This is a genomic window from Streptomyces sp. NPDC007164, from assembly GCF_040634135.1.
GTDB lineage: Bacteria > Actinomycetota > Actinomycetes > Streptomycetales > Streptomycetaceae > Streptomyces > Streptomyces sanglieri.
In genome coordinates, this window is record NZ_JBEYFB010000017.1 from 97891 (window position 1) to 114867 (window position 16977).

The window sequence follows — 16977 nt, forward strand, 5'->3', positions numbered from 1 at the left end:
CGTATTCGAAAGGTGGCGTATTCGAAGGGAGCTGTGCGATGAAGGGGCGCTGCGCGACGAAGGGGGAGCGTCGCTGTCAGGACCCGCTCGCCCTGGTCGCCGCCGCCGCGCGGCGGTCCAACTCGGCGCGGACGGCGGACGCGTCGCGGGGGCAGGCGCGGTAGAGGAGGCTGAGCAGGGCCCCGTTGATCAGCATCAGCACGACGACGACCCACAGGAACGCCGCCTGGAGACCGAAGGCGTCGCCGATGTAGCCGACGAGCACGGTCGTCACGGCCCAGCCGGCCGCCTCGGCCGAGAGCATCAGGGCGAACGCGGCGCTGCGCGTCTCCGGCAGGGTCACCGACATGACCAGTGGCCGGTTGATCCCGGGGGTGCAGCCCTGGACGAAGGCGAGCACGGCGAACAGCGCGAGGTAGACGCCGAGGGACGGCCAGACGAACTGTGTTGCCGCACAGACTCCGAAGGCGTAGGCGAAGACTGTGAACTGCATCGCCGCGACCCGGCCGGTACGGGGGTTGCGACGGTGGATCCCGTCGGTGGCCAGTCCACCGAGGATCGTGCCGGCGAAGTAGGCGACGGCGAACGCCACGGTCAGGTAGGAGGCTTCCGAGTTCGTGAAGCCGCGCACGTCGACGAGGAAGGTCACGCCGAAGCTGAGGACGACGAACTGGCCGGTGGTCAGGCGCTGGACGCAGATCAGCAGCAGGGACCGGTTGCGCAGCAGCTCGCGGGCCTGCGCCCATGTCAGAGCCCGCTCGGGGGGTGCCGCAGTGGCGCCACGGGCCTCGGCGGCGCCGACTCCGGGATCGCGGAGGAACAGCAGGATCAGGACGCCGAACAGCACCTGGAGGCCGCCCGCGAGGAAGAACCCGTACCGCCAGCCGTCCTCCACCTCGGAGAGCAGCCCGAGCAGCGGCCCGCTGAGCCCGGTGACCAGGGCCGACAGCCCGTACATGTAGCCGGCCGCCCTGCCTCGGCTCCGGTCGTCGAAGAGATCCGCGAGGAGGCCGTTGACCAGGGGGCCACCGCCTGCGATACCCGCGGCGGCGACGGTGAACAGGACGAGGAGCTGAACGTAGTTCTGTGCGAACCCCGCCGCTATGGTCCACACACCCCAGAGGCCGGAGCACAGGGCGAGGACGATCTTGCGGGGGTGGCGCTGGGCCACCGCCACCCACACGGGGCCGAAGACCACTCCGACGAGTTTGCCGACGCCGACGAGCACGCCGAGAGCGGCGAGCGGGAGACCGAGCGCTGCCCGCAGGGCGGGGAACAGCACGGACACGACACTTGCTTCGCCGCTGTCCGCGCTGATCAGTCCGCCGAGAAGCGTGACCTGGCGCCAGTTTCGCGGCTTCTCGTCCGGGGCGGTGGGAAGGAGAGCGGCGCCCGGCTGGGCAGGGGAGGGAGGTGCGGCTTCGGTCGGCATCGTGCGACTCCTTCGTCGGCGCCGGGGATGAGGATCGGAGGGGTCGTTCAGTGCTTGTGGACGGATTCCTGGTCACGGGTCTGGAGCAGATGCGCCCAGCGCTGGAGCAGTTCGGCGGTCCGGGGCCGGTCGGGCGCGTGCCAGGAGACGGGGAAGTTCACGGTGGTGAGCCGCTCTTCGAGGTCCTCGGCGAGATGGGCGCGGCCGGTGTCCCGCAGGTGCCGGGCGTAGCGGACGGGGTCGTTGTAGTACGTCGGACCGGTCTGCAGCGTCGCCTGCATCGGATCGGGCAGGCAGCCGGGGCGGCCCGCGTATTCGTTCCACCACTCGGCGAGGTACGCGCGCATCCGGGCGGCGAGGTCGGGCTCGTCCGCCGTCAGGTCGCGGGTGAGGTACGGATCCTCCGTGACGTGGAACAGCTGCTCCCACTCGGCGCGGAAGGCCCCCGGATGGTACGTGCGGATGTAGAGGTGGTCGCGGGTGCGGACGGCCCGTTGGTAGGTGTGCGCGCCGTGCCCGAGGACCAGGTACTCACGGGATTCCATCTCCTCGCCTCGTACCGCTCCGGCGAATGAGGTGCCCTGCCATCCGGCCGGCGTGTCGAGACCCAGCAGCTCGCACAGGGTGGGCGCGAGGTCGATGTTGTAGAGCAGGGCATCGTTGCGCCGGGCATCGGCGGGCAGGTCCTCGGTGACGCCCGGCCAGTACACCACCAGGGGGAGCCGGTGGGTCGGCTCGTTGGCCAGGCCGTGTTCGGCGTAGGAGCCCTGCTCGCCGAAGGACTCGCCGTGGTCGGCACTGACGATCACGGCCGTGTCCTGCGCGATGCCCAACTCGGCCAGAGCATCCATGAGTCGGCCGAAGTGGTGGTCCCAGTAGGAGACGGCTCCGTCGTAGCCGTTGACGAGGTGCTCGAAGTCGGCGCGGGAGCGGATGGCGTCGGGCATGTTGTGAGGGACGGGGGAGGTGCCGGCGCCACTGAGCGAGTAGTGGAGGTCGAGGGCGCTGCGGGGACCGTAGACCTCGGCGTGCGCGGCGATGGTCTCTTCGTCGGGCCAGGACTGCACGGGTCCTGAGGCGGCCATCCGCTCGGTCCACTCAGCGGGCTGGGTGTAGTTGGTGTGCGGGTCCCAGTAGGTGAGGTGGAGATACCAGTCGTCCTCCTCCGCGTGGCGGCGGATCCAGTCGATCGCCGCCCGGTTGACGTCCGGGGCCTCCTCGTCACCGAAGCGGTCGGTGGCGCGGATCGACTCGCGGAAGTTCGCGTGGAAGTGGTACGCGCGGTGGCGCTCGGCGAACACGGAGACGGCGGCGGTGTAGTAGCCGCCCCAGCCGAGGCGCTGCCCGAGCAGGGGCCGGTCCGGCTCGGGCCCGTGACCGGCGTCGAGCCGGAACTGCGCGGCGGGCCCGAAGTGGCCCACGACCCCGTTGGTGATACCGAACTGACCACTCGTCAGGGCAGTTCGCGACGGCAGGCAGGGCGAGTCGGAGCAGTAGTAGCGGTCGAAGACGACGGACTTCTCGGCCAGTCGCTGGAGGTGTGGTGTGGTGGGACGGTGGTAGCCGTAGGGGGTGGTGTGGTCGGCGCGGAGGGTGTCGACGTCCACGTAGATGATGCGCATGGCGGACTCCAGGCGTTTTCGGGTACGCCGGACCGCGGGCTCACCCGAGGGGAGTCCGAGGCCGGTGCGGGATGCGGTCGCCGGTGGTGACGGAGATCCCCCGAGGGGGAGGTGGAAGGCGTGGGAGGGGCGGCCCGGGAGAGGCCGGGCACTGGGGTCTGACCGGCGGACCAGGATCTGTCCGGTGGATCAGGGTCTTGTCCGACGGATCAGGGTCTGTCCGGCCGTGATCCGCCGGACAGGTCCTGGCCCCGGGAGGGGAGGATCAGCGCTCGTGGCGCTCGGCGTCCCGCCCGTCCCGCTCGTCCCGGCATCGCTCGATCTGCGTTTCGAGGCGCGCCTTGGTCAGTTGGAGCCACGCGATGTACGCCGCGGCGGACGCGTAGCCGTTCTCGTGGGCCATGGTGTGGATCTCACGGGCCCAGACGGGGTCGAGTTCGGGGATCTGTGCCTCGTAGGTGAAGGGCAGCGGCGCCTCGGGGGTGGTGGCGTCGTGCTTGAGCCGGTATTCCAGCTCGGTGGAGACGATGTCGAGCGCGATCTCCGGTCCCAGCTGGCCGCCGAAGACGAAGCGCAGTTTGAAGTCGGGGTCCATCGGTCGAGGTGACGGCTCGAAGGGGGAGCGGGCCCACGCGAGGAGCGCCTCGCGGCCTTCCCCGGTCAGTCGGTAGACCTTCGCGTCGGGGCCGTTCTCGCGGGCGTCGATGTCGAAGTCCGCCCAGCCGCGCTCCACCAGCTTGGCGAGCCGGCGATAGATCTGGGGGAGCTGTACGCCGTAGCCGATGTAACGGCCCGACCTCTCCATCCACCCGCGCATGTCATAGCCGGAGAGCCGGCGCACGGCCAGGGCTCCGAGGATCACGTAGTCGAGATGCATTCGGGGTCACCTATGTTCCTAGGAACTTGCATCGTTAGATTCACTCGCCGGTCGGCGGGTGTCAAGAGTCTTCATGCCGGTGAAACACAACGGAAACCCGCGTGGCCGCTTGAGCTGTCGGGGCTGCTGGCTGTGCGGGCGGCGGCCCGGTAGCGGTTGCAGTAGGACCGGTGGCACATGTGGGATCCGCCGCGGATGACCTTGTCGGTGCCGGTGGCCGGGCCCCGGGGGGCGGAAAGCGGCCGGGCCGTGCCGTGGTCGGTGGTCCACCAGTCGGCGCACCACTCCCACACGTTGCCGGACATGTTGTACAGGCCGAAGCCGTTGGGCTCGAAGGCGTCGACGGGGGCCGTGCCGCGGTGGCCGTCCTCTGCGGTGTTCTTCGACGGGAAGGTGCCCCGCCAGATGTTGCAGCGGAAGGTGCCGTCCGGGTCCAGCTCGTCACCCCAGGGATATCGCCGCTGATCGAGGCCGCCCCTGGCCGCGTACTCCCACTCGGCCTCGGTCGGCAGCCGTTTCCCGGCCCAGGCGGCGTGGGCGGCGGCATCGTTCCAGGAGACATGGACCACGGGGTGGTTCCCGCGCGCCTCCAGAGTGCTTCCGGGCCCTTCGGGCCGGTCCCAGGAGGCGCCCTCGACCCCGCACCACCAGGGGGTGCGTCCGGGGCGCGGGGCGCCGCGCCTCAGGGCGGCGGGCAGGAATCCGGCGAACACGTACGACCAGCCGAAACGCTCCGCGTCCGTGACGTGGCCGGTCTCCGCGACGAACGCGGCGAACGCGTCGTTGGTCACCGCGAAGGCATCGATCCGGAACGGGCTGAGCCGCACGGGCCGTATCGGACCCTCCCCGTCGCCCGGGAAGCCCTCGGCGTCCTCGGCACCCATCAGGAACTCGCCGCCGGGCAGCAGCACCGTTCCCTCGGACGAGGACGACGACGAGGAGTCGGCCCCGACGGCTGTCGGTCGTGCGGCCGAAGAAGGGCGGGAGTCGGATATGGGCTCTCCGCGGGCGGGTGTGCAGCAGCGCGGGGGAGAGGTGGGATCGCTCATGGGGGCTCCGTGGGTTCAGGGGTCTTTGCTTCTCGACAGCTATGTTCTAACGTACATAGCTAGTCGGAAGGGGTGCGACCTGTCCGACGCGCGATCACCGCCGACAGGCCACGGGAAGGACACCCCCATGAAGGCCGTCATGGTCATGTTCGACACACTCAACCGACGCTTCCTGCCCCCATACGGAGCGGACTGGACACACGCCCCGAACTTCACACGCCTCGCCGAGCGCACCGCGACCTTCGACACCTGCTTTGCCGGGTCGATGCCGTGCATGCCCGCGCGGCGCGAGCTGCACACGGGCCGCTACAACTTCCTGCACCGGGGCTGGGGCCCGCTGGAACCCTTCGACGACTCCGTGCCGCAGATGCTCACCGAGAACGGCGTCCACACCCACCTGGCCACCGACCACCAGCACTACTGGGAGGACGGCGGAGCCACCTACCACGGCCGCTACCGCACCTTCGAGTTCTTCCGAGGACAGGAGGGCGACCCCTGGAAGGGGCACGTCGCCGACCCGGACATCCCGGAGAGCCTGCGGGCCCGCCGGGGCGTGACCTGGCGCCAGGACTGGATCAACCGGCAGTACCTGGCCGACGAGGCCGACCATCCGCAGACCCGGACCTTCGACGCCGGCCTGGAGTTCCTGAGGACGAACGGTGCGGAGGACGGCTGGTTCCTGCAGATCGAGACCTTCGACCCGCACGAGCCGTTCTTCAGCTACCCCCGGCACAAGGAGCGGTACCCGCACGCGTACGACGGCCCCCACTTCGACTGGCCCGACTACAAGCAGGTCGTCGAGACCGAGGAGCAGGTCGAACACGCCCGCTACGAGTACGCCGCGCTCCTGACCATGTGCGACCGGTCCCTCGGCCGGGTCCTGGACACCATGGACGAACTCGCCCTGTGGGACGACACCATGCTGATCGTCTGCACCGACCACGGGCTGCTCCTCGGCGAACACGGCTGGTGGGGCAAGAACGTCCAGCCCTGGTACGACGAGACCATCCACACCCCGCTCTTCGTCTGGGACCCGCGCAGCCGCGTCCGGGACGAACGCCGCGCCTCCCTCGTCCAGACCGTCGACCTCGGCCCGACCCTCCTGGAGTACTTCGGCGTCGACCGCACCCCCGACATGCAGGGACAGCCGCTGCGGCGGACCGTCGCCGACGACACCCCGGTGCGCGAGGCGGCCCTGTTCGGCGCGTTCGGCGGGCATGTCAGCGTCACCGACGGCCGGTACGTGTACATGCGGGCCTGCGCGAACCCGTACAACCAGCCCCTGTACGAGCACACACTGATGCCCACGCACATGCGGGGCCTCTTCGCCCCCACCGAACTGAGGAACGCCGAGCTCGTCCCGCCCTTCCCGTTCACCAAGGAGGTGCCGCTCCTGAGGGTCCCGGGCCACGCCATGTCCAACCCGTACGCCTTCGGCACGCTCCTCTTCGACCTCAAGGCCGACCCGGGCCAGGAGTCGCCGCTCGCCGACGACGCGCTCGAACTGCGCATGGCCGGCCTGCTGACCGAGCAGTTGCGCGCCGCCCACGCACCGCTCGACCAGTACGAGCGCCTCGGGCTGCCGGCTTCGGGCCCGGTCACGGCGGCGCACCTGCTCGTACGGGAGCAGCGAGCACAGGCCGAGACCTCCCGGCAGCCTCCGCCGCGAGCCGCGGACTTCCCCACCGGGCCGTTCAGCGTGCACGTCCCCCTGCGCGAGCTGCTCGCACACCCCGGGGCGGCGGCCGTCCTGCGGGAGCACTTCGCGACCCTCCTCGACGGCCCCTTCGCCCGTATGGCCGCAGACCTCTCCCTGCTCCAGATCTCCGCCTTCGCGGTCGGCCTGCTGCCGGCCGCACGCCTCCACGCGATCGCCGCCGAACTCTCCGGGGCCGGGGCCGGGGCCGAGGCGACGACCGGGAGCACCCACCATGGACACTGATGTCATCGTCGTCGGAGGGGCCTCGCCGGGCTCGTGGCCGCGCACGAACTCACCTCCCGTGGGCGGAAGGTGGCCCTCGTCGACCAGGAGAACGCCGCCAATCTCGGCGGCCAGGCATTCTGGTCCTTGGCCGCTGCTCCGTTCGTGGGGCGTGTGCCCCGAGCGCAGTGGCACCCTCAAATCCCGGGCGACCGTCGGCTCCTGGCGCATGGACTTCGCCTGCCTCGACGTCCGGCCGTACGACCGGCCGGACGCGCCGTGCGCGGAGCCGGCCACCGACACTGTCCGGGCCGACGACGGCAATCGCCAGGTGGTGTGCGACCGTCACGCCCTCGCCGACGACCCCGGCTTCCACCACAGTGGGCCGGCCGACTTCCGTGACGTCCCACCCAGGACGACCACGCCGACCGCCCCCTCGACCTCGCGCCGGTGCCGCCGGGCACCTACTGGACGGCCCGGTCGACGAGGAGTGGGGGCGCCGCTACGGCCGACCGGCGACCGGTACGTCTCATCCGCGCCCCCCGACCCGAGCCAGTGAGTCGTCTCCGCACGAGCAGGGCCCGGACCGGCTCGGCGGCCAGGGCCGCAGCTTCTGTGGTGACGCACGCGACCGGAAGGTACAGCCTGCCTGGGGCAAGCCCCGTCGGGGAGCCAGGGAACACCCCGACGGGACTCTTGATCACTCCCGATTGGCCTTTACTTCGTCGCGCACCGCGCGAACGGACCGAATCGCAGCGATCATCTTTTGGGAGAGTGCGGGAACCTGGTCGAAGAGGTGCCCCACAACAGTGAAGCCCCCAACAACCGCGCCAGTCCCTACAGTCACCCATCCCGCCAGTTCCATGCAGCCCCTTTCAGAGAGTGTCGGCGAAGGCACCGAGGGCCGTCTGTCTCCGACCCTGGCGCGTTGACGCGGCCGCCTCGGTGTCGCCTTCTCGGCGCCATCTCTCTTCATGAACTACACAGCTTTTCGGGCTACTTGAGTCTACGCGTTGTCTCCGGGAGGTGCTGAGGAATCAGCGCGATGCGAGGTCGCCGGTCCGTCGGTCACGGGACGCCGAGTTCGAAAAGGCCGTACCCCGCGTACGAACCGGAAGCCAGGGCCGCGATGCCCAGGAGTATGAGCTGGTGGGTCAGGCCGAGGCGGCGCAGAGCGAGGGCGAGCGGGAGGAAGAGCGGGAAGAGGGGGAGCAGATAGCGGGAGACGTTGCCGAATATCTGCTGGCTGCCGAGGACGAGCACGAGAGTGAGGACGGTGTAGACCATCAGGACGGCCGGGGGACGCAGCCGTATCAGCAGCACGAGCAGTGCGAGCGCGAGCAGGACGACACCGACGCCGATCAGGTCCGCGAAGGGCCAGGCGGAGAGATAGTCGGAGTGGCCCACCGGGACGGATGAGAGGACGTCGAGGGTGTGCCTGCCGTAGTCCCACTCGTGGGCCCAGGCGTCGGACTGAAGCCTGAAGTAGCCGCCGTAGTCGCCCATTTGGTAACCCACCCAGCCGAGATAGACAAGGAGGCCGAGCGGGGCGACGGCCATCGCGGCCACCGGACGCAGGATGCCGTCCCGACGATGGTGGAGCGCGAGCAGGGCCGCGACGGCGACGGCGGCGATCAGTGCCACGGCGGTGGGCCGGTTGAGCCCCGCCAGGCAGGTGAGGAGACCGGCGGTGAGCCAGCGGCGGCTCAGGACGGCATGGCAGGCCCAGACGGCCAGGGCCACGTAGAGGGAGTCGGAGTAGACCGCCCACTCCACGCCGGAACCGGGCCAGACGGCCCAGAGCCCGGCCGCGGCCAGCCCGGCCCGTCTGCCCCCGAGGCGTTCGACGATGGTGTAGATGCCCAGGGCGGCGGCCAGGGAAGCGACGACGGAGACCACCAGGCCGGCGCCGTACAGGCCGAGGCCCGTGACCTCGGAGACCAGCCGCATCAGCGCCGGATAGAGCGGGAAGAACGCCGCCGAGTTCCCTTCGAGGGTGATCGGGCCGGTGGCGCCGGGGATCGGGACCAACTGAGGGTCGTACCCGTGCTCTGCGATCTGCTGGTACCACCAGCCGTCCCAGCTGGCCAGGACGTCCCACGGGCGGGCGCCGCCGCCGAAGCGCGGGTGCCTCGCGCGGTAGTCCCCGGCCGAGTGCAGCAGCCACATGAAGGAGGCGAAGCCGATGAACTTGAGCGTGCCGTAGACGGCCAGCACGGGGCCGTAGCGCTCGGCTGCGCGGCGCAGCCGGCGCCGACGGCCGGGGTCCGTGGCGGTGGGCTGCTGCGACAGCCTCGCGTTCCAGCTCAGGGTGCCGGTGCCGGACACGGTCGTACGGGCGGTGGTACTGATCATGCGCGGAACACCCACGCTCGGAAGAACAGGAACCGCACCAGTGTCGCGGCCAGGTTGGCGGCGAGGAGTACGGCGAGCTCGGTGGCCTGCCCGGCCGAGGGCACCGCGTGGTGCAGGGCGGCGAGCGATCCGCCGGTGAGCGCCAGGCCGATCAGGAGGACGACCAGGCCCCTGCCCTGGTGGCGCAGCACACCACCGGGGCCACGGAGGCCGAAGGTGAGCCGCCTGTTCATGGCCGTGTTGGCGACGGTGCAGGCCAGCAGCGCGAGTGCGTTGGCGGCCTGTGATCCGGCCACCGGGCGCAGAGCAGTGTAGAGGAGCAGGTATGCGAGGGTGCTGACGGCTCCTACGGCGGCGAAGCGCACGAGTTGGGTCGCGATCCTGGCCGGTGCGTCGGCGCCACTCTCGCGGAGCGGCCCGCCCGGCGGCAGAGCGTCCCGCGCCAGCGCCCCGCCGATCCTGGCGATGCCGCGCAGGTCGGCCAGTGCCGTGGCGAGGATGTCGACCCGGGTGTCGGGATCGTCCACCCAGTCGACCGGCACCTCATGGATGCGCAGCCCGGCACGCTCGGCGATCACCAGCAGTTCGGTGTCGAAGAACCACTCCGAGTCCTGTATGAGGGGCAGCAGTCGCTCGGCCACATCACGCCGCACCGCCTTGAACCCGCACTGCGCGTCGGAGAAGCCCACGGCGAGGACGGAGCGCAGAAGAGCGTTGTAGCAACGAGAGGTGATCTCCCGCTTCGGGCCGCGCACCACTCGGGAACCCGGGGCCAGACGGGTGCCGATGGCGATGTCGGAGTGGCCGGAGAGCAGCGGGGCCACGAGCGGCAACAACGCCGTCAGTTCCGTGGACAGGTCCACGTCCATGTACGCGAGTACGGGCGCCGGCGAGCGCGACCAGGCGGTACGCAGCGCCCGGCCACGCCCCTTCTCGGCCAGCCGAAGCCACTGTGCTTCGGGCAGTTCGTCCGCCAGCCGAGCGGCGATCCGCGGGGTGCTGTCCGTGCTGGCGTTGTCGGCGATGGTGATACGGAACGGATAGGGGAAGGTCTCGCGCAGGTGTGCGTGGAGCCGTTGCACACTCGGCGCCAAATCTCTCTCCTCATTGAACACGGGGACGACCACGTCCAGGACGGGCTCCGGGTGATGTGCCATTACCGGTGCGCGGTGCGGCAGTCGTCTCAGGTCCTTCAGGGCAAGTGAGCCTTGATTTCTCATGAGTTGTCCTTTTTGTGAACTGGTTTGGGGCAGCCCGAAGACCCGCGGGGCGACGGTGTGATGAGGCGCTACGGGTGACGAGCGAGGACGAGGCGGGCGACGGCTAGTTCCGCGCGGTCGCCGTTCCCGAGGGTGGGGCCGAGGTCGAGGGCGGCGATGTGCTCCCCGGTGAGGGTTCGGTGGCCGTGGCCGTACTTCCGGTCGTGCCCGGCGGCATGATTGTGGCGGTCCTGTCCGGGGATGCGGGGGCAGTGGAGGTGCTTGAGGAGGGGGGCGCGCTCGGGGACACGTCGGGTGTCGCGAGCGAGGCGGAGGGCGACCGGCTCGTCGCGGGCTGTGGGCCGGGGTGGCTGGGCTCGACCCGGGTCGCTTGGCCGGGCAGAAGGAACAGCCCGACACTGAGTCCGACGACGGCCAGCGCGGAGCCGGCTGCCCTCTGCGCGGCCCGTCTCCGAGCGCGGACACGCACCCCTGCCCGGAGGCGTTCCCGATGCTTCGGCTCGAACGGCGCGTACGCCTCGGTGTCGCGCATCATCTGTGCCAGCTGCCGCTCGAAGTGATCCATGGGGTTCTCCTTCACCGCACCGGCTCGTTCACGTTGCCCAGAAGCTGTCTCAGCTGCGCCACTCCGCGTGAGGCATGGGACCGAGCCGTGCCCACCGGGCACCCGAGTGCCTCCGCGACCTGTCCCTCGGGCAGGTCCTGGTAGTAGCGCAGCACCACCGCCACCCGCTGCTTCGGTGTCAACTGGGCCAGTGCGGCCTCCAGCCGAGAACGCTCCGCCACGTCCGCGGACACATCACGGACCACCGCCGCCTCGGGCAGCTCTTCGACGGGATGTTCACCCCACCAACGCCGCTGTCCCGAGCGTGCCGCCGCACGCATCATCACCTTGCGGACGTACGGCTCCGGTGCGTCATCCGCGACCTTGGGCCAGACGAACCAGAGCTTGACCAAGGCCTCCTGCACCAAGTCCTCGGCCCGATGCCGATCGCCTCCGACGAGCAGCCGGGCCAGGTGGACCAGCGCCGACCAGCGGGCAGCCACGAACTCGTCGAATGCACGGGCTCGACTCTGCTCCATCCACACTGTCCCTGTTCTCGCCGGTCGCCTACACCTTGTAGAAGGCACTGGCACACGGCCCACGATGCACCTGAGGCGCATGATCTGGATCACAGGGCATTTCGGCCGACAAGCGCAAGAAGCTCTCGCGCGAGCCTCGGGGAGCACGTCCGGCACACGGCCTGACACCTCCATGCGACAAGTCCCTGCACGATCTGGGAAGACTGCAGGTCAGAGCCGAGTTGTGCCGCTGTCCCTCCTCCGCTCCAGCGTGCCGCCGCATTCCCACGCCACCTGCGTGGCACGGAACAGGAGCAGCCCCACGGCCAGGCGCACGACGGCCAACGAGCAGTCCGAGCAGAAAGAGAAGTCGGAGGAGCCGCAGCCCGACGAGGAGGCCGGCCGTGACGAGTCGCTGACACGCGTACCCACGGTCGCTGCCGCCGTGGATGAGGGGGCCCGTCCGGCCGCGCCGCACGGGCGCCCGCGGTGTTCGCGCATCAGCGGGCGGGGGCGATCCCCCAGGCGGCGGCCCGGGCGGCGGCGGCCGCGCGGTTGGGGAGGGCGAGTTTGGCGAGGATGTGTTCGATGTGGGTACCGACGGTCCGCGGTGTGATGTACAGCCGCTCGGCGATCTCCCGGTTGGTGCGGCCGGCCATCAGCTCGGCCAGCACCTGGAACTCCCGCGGCGAGAGTCCGCCGGGCCTGCGCGCGTCCGGGCGTTGCGTGTCCGCCTCGGGGCCGAACGCGGTGTCCTTCTCGGGCGGCAGGCCCGGGCGGGGGTCGACGGCCGCGGCGAGTGCTTCGGAGAGCAGGGTGATCGCGGCGCGTGCCGGATCGGGGCCGCTTCGCGGCCGGCGGGTGCTGACGTTCAGCATGCCGACGTATCGGCCGTCGGCGGCGAACAGGCACTGGGCCACACCGCCCTCGATGCCGAGCGGGGACAGCACCTCCTGGAAACCGGGGGATGCCGCCAGGAGGTGCCGGGGGACGTCCCCGAGCCAGAGACCGCCTCGGGCCGGGCTGCGGAGCACGCGGAACACCGGGTCGTGGTGGAGGCGGTCCTCGATGTACGCCGTGGCGTCGTCCGGGTAGCTCCCGGCCAGGGTGGTGTGGCACCGCCGCAGTGGATCCCACCGGGCGAGGGAGGCATGGTCGTACTCCACCACCTCCGACAGCGCCGCCAGGATTGTGCCGATGCCGGTCGTGCTGCTCCTGGCGGCCTCACGGACCTGCACCGCCGCGTCCAGGATGTCCGCCGTGCTCCGCTCCGCTGTCATCGTCCAAGGATGATCAAACGTCCGGAATACGTCAATCGCGAAGGGTGTCGTGCACGACCTGCCCGTCCACGACGGTGAGGACGACGGGCATCTTCGGGATGTCGTGGGGGTCGGCGGTGAGCAGGTCCCCGTCGAGTACGCAGAGGTCGGCGACCTTGCCCGGCTCCAGGGAGCCCTTCCAGTCGTCGGCGAAGTCCTGCCAGGCCGCGCCGATCGTGTACGTACGGATCGCCTCGGCCAGGGCGATGCGTTGCTCGGGGCCGCTGACCCGTCCGGCGGCCTTCGACTCGCGCAGCACCATGGTGGCGACGCCCTGACGCCAGTCCGGGTACGTGACGGGCGCGTCGGACCCGCTCGCGACCCGCACCCCGGCGTCGATGGCGTCACGGTAGGGCCACGCGTACGCGGCCCGTTCGGCGCCGACGAACTCCTCCTCCATGTCGGCGACGGTCCACTTGATGGTGGGGTTCATATTGACGCCGAAGCCGTGCGCGGCCAGCACCTTCATGCCGTGCGCGGTGAGGAAGTCGCCGTGGATGACGTAATGGCGGGCGTCGGGCCGAGGGTGCTCGGTCACGGCCGCGGCGAAGGCGTCCACGACGGTGTCCACCGCCCGGTCACCCGTGACGTGGACGCCCAACTGGTGCCCGGCGGCGTGGGCATGCCGGATCATGGCGCCGATCTCGGCGACCCGCTCGGTGTCGGTCTCGCCGCCGACGCAGAGGGAGCCGCAGCCACCGCCGACGTACGGCTCGTGCATCCAGGCCGTCTTGTTGGGGACGATGCCGTCGGCGAAGATCTTGACCCCGTGGATCGCCAGGCGGCGCGGATCGGCGTCGCCGGTCTCGCCCGGCGCGGCGAGGGCGCGGGCGAACTCCTCCGCGGTGCCGGCCATTCCGGTGGGCAGGAGCAGGACGCCGAGGCGGGCGGTCAGTTCGCCGTCGGCCAGCAGCCGGCGGTAGACGTCGAGGGTCTGCGTGCCGAGCGCGCCCCGCATGATGCCGTCGCCGCCGGGGCCGAGACCGGGCTCGGTGAAGCTGGTCACACCGAGCCGGGCCAGCGTGGCGAGGGCCGACTTGATCGCATCGGTCCGCTCCTGTCGGCTGAGCGGCGGCAGCGCGTTCTGGACGAGGGCCTGGGCCCCCTCGTGGAGCAGCCCGGTCGGCTCCCCGGAGCCGTCCACGACGATGGCTCCGCCGGGCGGCGCGACGGTGTGCCGGTCGATCCCGATGAGCTCCAGTGCTCTGGAGTTGACCCAGGTGGCGTGCCCGGAGAAGGAGTACAGGACGACGGGGTGGTCCGGACTCACGGCGTCGAGGTCGAGCCGCGAGGGCAGCCGCGACGGATCGGCGAGGCACTCGTCGAGATAACCGGTGTCCCAGCCGTGCCCCGTGATCCACTGCCCGCCGGGAATCCGCCCGACAGCCTCCCGTACCGCCTCCGCCACATCCGCGAGGGAGGAAACGGCGGGATGGCTGAGTTCGAGGGAGAGCGGCGGCGTCGCCATGCCGAAGGCGCACGCGTGCAGATGGGAATCGTTGATGCCGGGAAGCAGCGTCCCTCCCCGGAGGTCGACGACGCGGGTGTCGGGTCCGACGAGCGGCGCGATGTCGTCCCGCCCACCGACGGCGGTGATGATCCCACCGGTCACCGCCAGGGCCGAGGCGACGGAGAACTCCTCGTCGACCGTGACCACCTGCCCGCCGAGAAATACCAGATCCGCATATGTGCCCACCGAAGGTCCTTTCGTGAAACGGGCGCACCGTGGCTGCCCGCGAACGATCTCCCGAGGACTATGGCCGGGCGGCCGGCCCGCGCACATCGGTCATCCCACCGATACGCGCACCTGCGGGCCGGGCCGATGGCCGCATCCCGGCGCCGTCCGGCGCGGGGCGACCTCGGCGAGGCACGTCCGGGCCCGAGGGCAGCTCGCCACCGTGGGCGAGGCTTTGGGCGAGCCGGGCGATGAGCAGGAACAACGAGGCGAACGCGCCGACCTCGGTTGTGCTGTCCGGTTTCTGCGCGGAGCCCGAGAGCGCGAACCCCTTCTCGGCAATCTTCTGGGCGACCACGAACCAGGAGTGGTCGTAGACGGCGAGGTCCGGGTCGGTGCGCAGGTGCCGCAGGATGCGGAGGTGAGGGTGTCGCGTGGCCGGGCAGACACGGCTGGGACAGGCGGCGGCCAAGGGCGTCGAACCACGAGGAGGAGGGTCCGGGCAGGATACGGATGCGGATGCCGTGCGTGGGCCGGATCGGATCCCAGTTGCGGATGCCTTCGGTGTAAAGCCACATGCGGTCGCGGTTGACGAGGCGGATGCCGGCCGCGGCACTGAGGTCGAGCATCCGGCCGTCGACACACGCGGGGACGCCGGTGATCACGGGCGAGGGCGGAGTGCCGGCGTGGTCAGGCCAGTTCCGGCGTACGCGGTCGTGGCCGCCCCGGTGCCGCCCGTGGCTACGATGACGGCCTTGTGCGTTCAGTTCGGAACTCGCCGGCGCCTTCGCGGCTGGTGGCGACCCCACGAGACGAGGGGCCCGCTGCCTCCCCCGCCCCGCGGTGACTGGCTTCGTTCACTTTCAGCAGCAGCGTTTGTCCGGCACTTCGGGCAGCAGAGGGAGGTCGGCGGGCTCGGAAACATTCTGGAGAAAGACGGCAGTGCATGGGTGTGACTGAGTGGCCGAGTTGGCCTGCCGCCGATGGCGTCGAGATACTGACCTCTGTGAGCAGCGTCGCGTTTGTGGTCGTCTCAGGTCTACCGGGCAGCGGAAAGAGCACCCTGGCACGGAGTCTGGCCAGGCACCTCAGCCTTCCGGTGATCGACAAGGATGTGATCCTGGAGTCCCTCTACGACTCGCTCGGAGTCGGTGACCATGCCTGGCGAAGCAGGCTGAGCAGAGCGAGCGACGACATCATGTTCGCCTTGGCAGCGGACGCCGGCCAGGCTGTGCTCGACAACTGGTGGCACCACGGCACCGCTCCCGGCCGACTCCGGAGCCTCGCCGGCCTATTGATCGAAGTCCATTGCGACTGCGACGTCGCTCTCGCTGCCGAGCGTTTTCAGGCCCGCACCCGCCACCCCGGCCACCTCGATCCGCAACTCACCTCCCAGCAGGTCGCCGAGCGCGTGGCCGACGTCCGTGCTACTTACCAGGGCCCACTCAACTTGGGCGGTCCATTGCTGACCGTCGACACCAGCCGCCACGCCGACGTTGCGGAGATCGCTGAGAAGATTGCGCACACCCTCGGCACCAGCCACAACGAGCAGTCGATAATTCCTTAGAAATGTCGCATCGACCCCGATACTCAGCCGGGCCAATTCAATCGCCCACCGACCAACTTGGCCGCTCATTCTTAAAGGACGGCCCCCGCCCGTGAAGGCGAGGCCGAACCGCTGGAAGCAGCGTTCGATACCGTGGCGGTGGCGGATGAGTTCCGTGTAGCCGATCACATCGATGCAGGGCTGGAAACCACCCGCCCGAAACCAGTGCGCGTGATCTACTGCTGGTCATGCCGTTGCTACTGCTGGACCTCGACAACACTCTGGTCGACCGCGATGCGGCCTTCCGTACCGCGGTCGCGGACTTCCTTGCCCAGCATGGCCTGCCCGACTCCGACCTCGCGTGGGTGATGGCTATTGACACCAGCGGCTATACCGCGCGGCACGAAGTCGCCGCAGCTTTGACCGGTCGATACGGCGACGTGGTGCCAACCACCAATATCCGCGCCCTCCTCGACAATGGTGTTGCCGACCACGTCGTGCTGGCGCAGTCCTCTCGCGAGGCGCTGAGCAGGGCCCGGGCCGACGGCTGGACCTGTGTGATCGTCACCAACGGCCGCACAGTCCAGCAGGAAGCGAAGATCCGCAACACCGGGCTCGACCAACTCGTGCAGGGTTGGGTGATCTCCGAGACCGTCGGCCACAAGAAGCCCGAACCGGAAATTTTCCATGCGGCAGCAGCCACCGTCAGCATTCCTCTGGCTGGTGCGTGGGTCATCGGAGATTCGCCGCATTCCGACATCGCCGGCGCCGAAGCACTTGGGCTTCGAAGCATATGGGTGACGGACGGAAAGCCCTGGTCCCAGGACTCCTACCAGCCGACCCACACCGCCAAAGATGTCGCCTCCGCGATCAGCCACGCCATGCGGAAACAGGGATAG

The 16977-nt window shown here is 70.1% G+C and carries 12 protein-coding genes and 2 pseudogenes; 4 read left to right on the forward strand and 10 right to left on the reverse strand.

Features of this window, described 5'->3' with window-relative positions:
* Positions 1-76: 76 nt before the first annotated feature.
* From ABZ622_RS22030 to ABZ622_RS22045, 4 genes are all read right to left on the reverse strand, one after another.
* Positions 77-1432, reverse strand: a complete 1356-nt coding sequence (locus tag ABZ622_RS22030) for an MFS transporter (protein WP_360545604.1) — start codon at positions 1430-1432, stop codon at positions 77-79.
* Between the two features lie 47 nt (positions 1433-1479).
* Complete coding sequence (locus ABZ622_RS22035; RefSeq protein WP_360545606.1) at positions 1480-3054, reverse strand: sulfatase; 1575 nt, start codon at positions 3052-3054, stop codon at positions 1480-1482.
* Positions 3055-3319: 265 nt separating this feature from the next.
* Positions 3320-3931, reverse strand: a complete 612-nt coding sequence (locus tag ABZ622_RS22040; protein ID WP_360545608.1) for a PadR family transcriptional regulator — start codon at positions 3929-3931, stop codon at positions 3320-3322.
* A gap of 71 nt (positions 3932-4002) precedes the next feature.
* Positions 4003-4980, reverse strand: coding sequence for a formylglycine-generating enzyme family protein (locus ABZ622_RS22045; protein WP_360545610.1), 978 nt, complete (start codon positions 4978-4980; stop codon positions 4003-4005).
* Positions 4981-5107: 127 nt separating this feature from the next.
* Here ABZ622_RS22045 and ABZ622_RS22050 point away from each other — a divergent pair, with 127 nt between their 5' ends.
* Both ABZ622_RS22050 and ABZ622_RS22055 read left to right on the forward strand, forming a co-directional pair.
* Positions 5108-6922 carry a sulfatase gene (locus tag ABZ622_RS22050; RefSeq protein ID WP_360545612.1) on the forward strand — a complete coding sequence of 605 codons (1815 nt, stop codon included), beginning with the start codon at positions 5108-5110 and terminating at the stop codon, positions 6920-6922.
* Positions 6912-7048, forward strand: a pseudogene (locus tag ABZ622_RS22055) (FAD-dependent oxidoreductase); the annotation flags it as partial. The gene ABZ622_RS22050 and the pseudogene ABZ622_RS22055, both read left to right, overlap by 11 nt.
* A 921-nt stretch (positions 7049-7969) precedes the next feature.
* Here the strand turns inward: ABZ622_RS22055 and ABZ622_RS22060 are convergent.
* The 6 genes and pseudogenes from ABZ622_RS22060 to ABZ622_RS22085 form a co-directional block, all read right to left on the reverse strand.
* The gene (locus ABZ622_RS22060) at positions 7970-9256 is read right to left on the reverse strand and encodes a glycosyltransferase family 39 protein (RefSeq protein WP_360545614.1); all 1287 of its coding nucleotides are present in this window, start codon (positions 9254-9256) and stop codon (positions 7970-7972) included.
* Positions 9253-10413: a dolichyl-phosphate beta-glucosyltransferase gene (locus ABZ622_RS22065; RefSeq protein WP_360545712.1), complete on the reverse strand. Its 1161-nt coding sequence runs from the start codon at positions 10411-10413 to the stop codon at positions 9253-9255. The genes ABZ622_RS22060 and ABZ622_RS22065 overlap by 4 nt, the downstream gene beginning before the upstream one ends.
* 639 nt (positions 10414-11052) lie before the next feature.
* Complete coding sequence (locus tag ABZ622_RS22070) at positions 11053-11559, reverse strand: SigE family RNA polymerase sigma factor (protein ID WP_360545616.1); 507 nt, start codon at positions 11557-11559, stop codon at positions 11053-11055.
* 479 nt (positions 11560-12038) lie between these two features.
* Complete coding sequence (locus tag ABZ622_RS22075) at positions 12039-12818, reverse strand: LuxR C-terminal-related transcriptional regulator (RefSeq protein WP_360545618.1); 780 nt, start codon at positions 12816-12818, stop codon at positions 12039-12041.
* A 31-nt stretch (positions 12819-12849) separates the two neighbouring features.
* Positions 12850-14553, reverse strand: coding sequence for an amidohydrolase (locus tag ABZ622_RS22080; protein ID WP_360545620.1), 1704 nt, complete (start codon positions 14551-14553; stop codon positions 12850-12852).
* 262 nt (positions 14554-14815) lie between these two features.
* Positions 14816-15348 (reverse strand): annotated as a pseudogene (locus ABZ622_RS22085) (FAD-binding protein); the annotation flags it as partial.
* A gap of 190 nt (positions 15349-15538) precedes the next feature.
* On the opposite strand from ABZ622_RS22085, the gene ABZ622_RS22090 reads away from it, so the two are divergent.
* Together ABZ622_RS22090 and ABZ622_RS22095 are read left to right on the forward strand one after the other, a co-directional pair.
* A complete protein-coding gene (locus ABZ622_RS22090) occupies positions 15539-16099 on the forward strand; it encodes an ATP-binding protein (protein ID WP_360545622.1) in 561 nt (186 codons plus the stop codon).
* A 227-nt stretch (positions 16100-16326) separates the two neighbouring features.
* On the forward strand, positions 16327-16977 hold the full coding sequence (locus ABZ622_RS22095) for an HAD family hydrolase (protein ID WP_360545624.1): 651 nt from the start codon (positions 16327-16329) through the stop codon (positions 16975-16977).

Coding starts and splice junctions, on each gene's coding strand:
- ABZ622_RS22040 (WP_360545608.1), bottom strand. CDS start 3,931: ATGCATCTCGACTACGTGATCCTCGGAGCCCTGGCCGTGCGCCGGCTC.
- ABZ622_RS22075 (WP_360545618.1), bottom strand. CDS start 12,818: ATGACAGCGGAGCGGAGCACGGCGGACATCCTGGACGCGGCGGTGCAG.
- ABZ622_RS22065 (WP_360545712.1), bottom strand. CDS start 10,413: ATGGCACATCACCCGGAGCCCGTCCTGGACGTGGTCGTCCCCGTGTTC.
- ABZ622_RS22035 (WP_360545606.1), bottom strand. CDS start 3,054: ATGCGCATCATCTACGTGGACGTCGACACCCTCCGCGCCGACCACACC.
- ABZ622_RS22030 (WP_360545604.1), bottom strand. CDS start 1,432: ATGCCGACCGAAGCCGCACCTCCCTCCCCTGCCCAGCCGGGCGCCGCT.
- ABZ622_RS22050 (WP_360545612.1), top strand. CDS start 5,108: ATGAAGGCCGTCATGGTCATGTTCGACACACTCAACCGACGCTTCCTG.
- ABZ622_RS22060 (WP_360545614.1), bottom strand. CDS start 9,256: ATGATCAGTACCACCGCCCGTACGACCGTGTCCGGCACCGGCACCCTG.
- ABZ622_RS22095 (WP_360545624.1), top strand. CDS start 16,327: ATGCCGTTGCTACTGCTGGACCTCGACAACACTCTGGTCGACCGCGAT.
- ABZ622_RS22070 (WP_360545616.1), bottom strand. CDS start 11,559: ATGGAGCAGAGTCGAGCCCGTGCATTCGACGAGTTCGTGGCTGCCCGC.
- ABZ622_RS22045 (WP_360545610.1), bottom strand. CDS start 4,980: ATGAGCGATCCCACCTCTCCCCCGCGCTGCTGCACACCCGCCCGCGGA.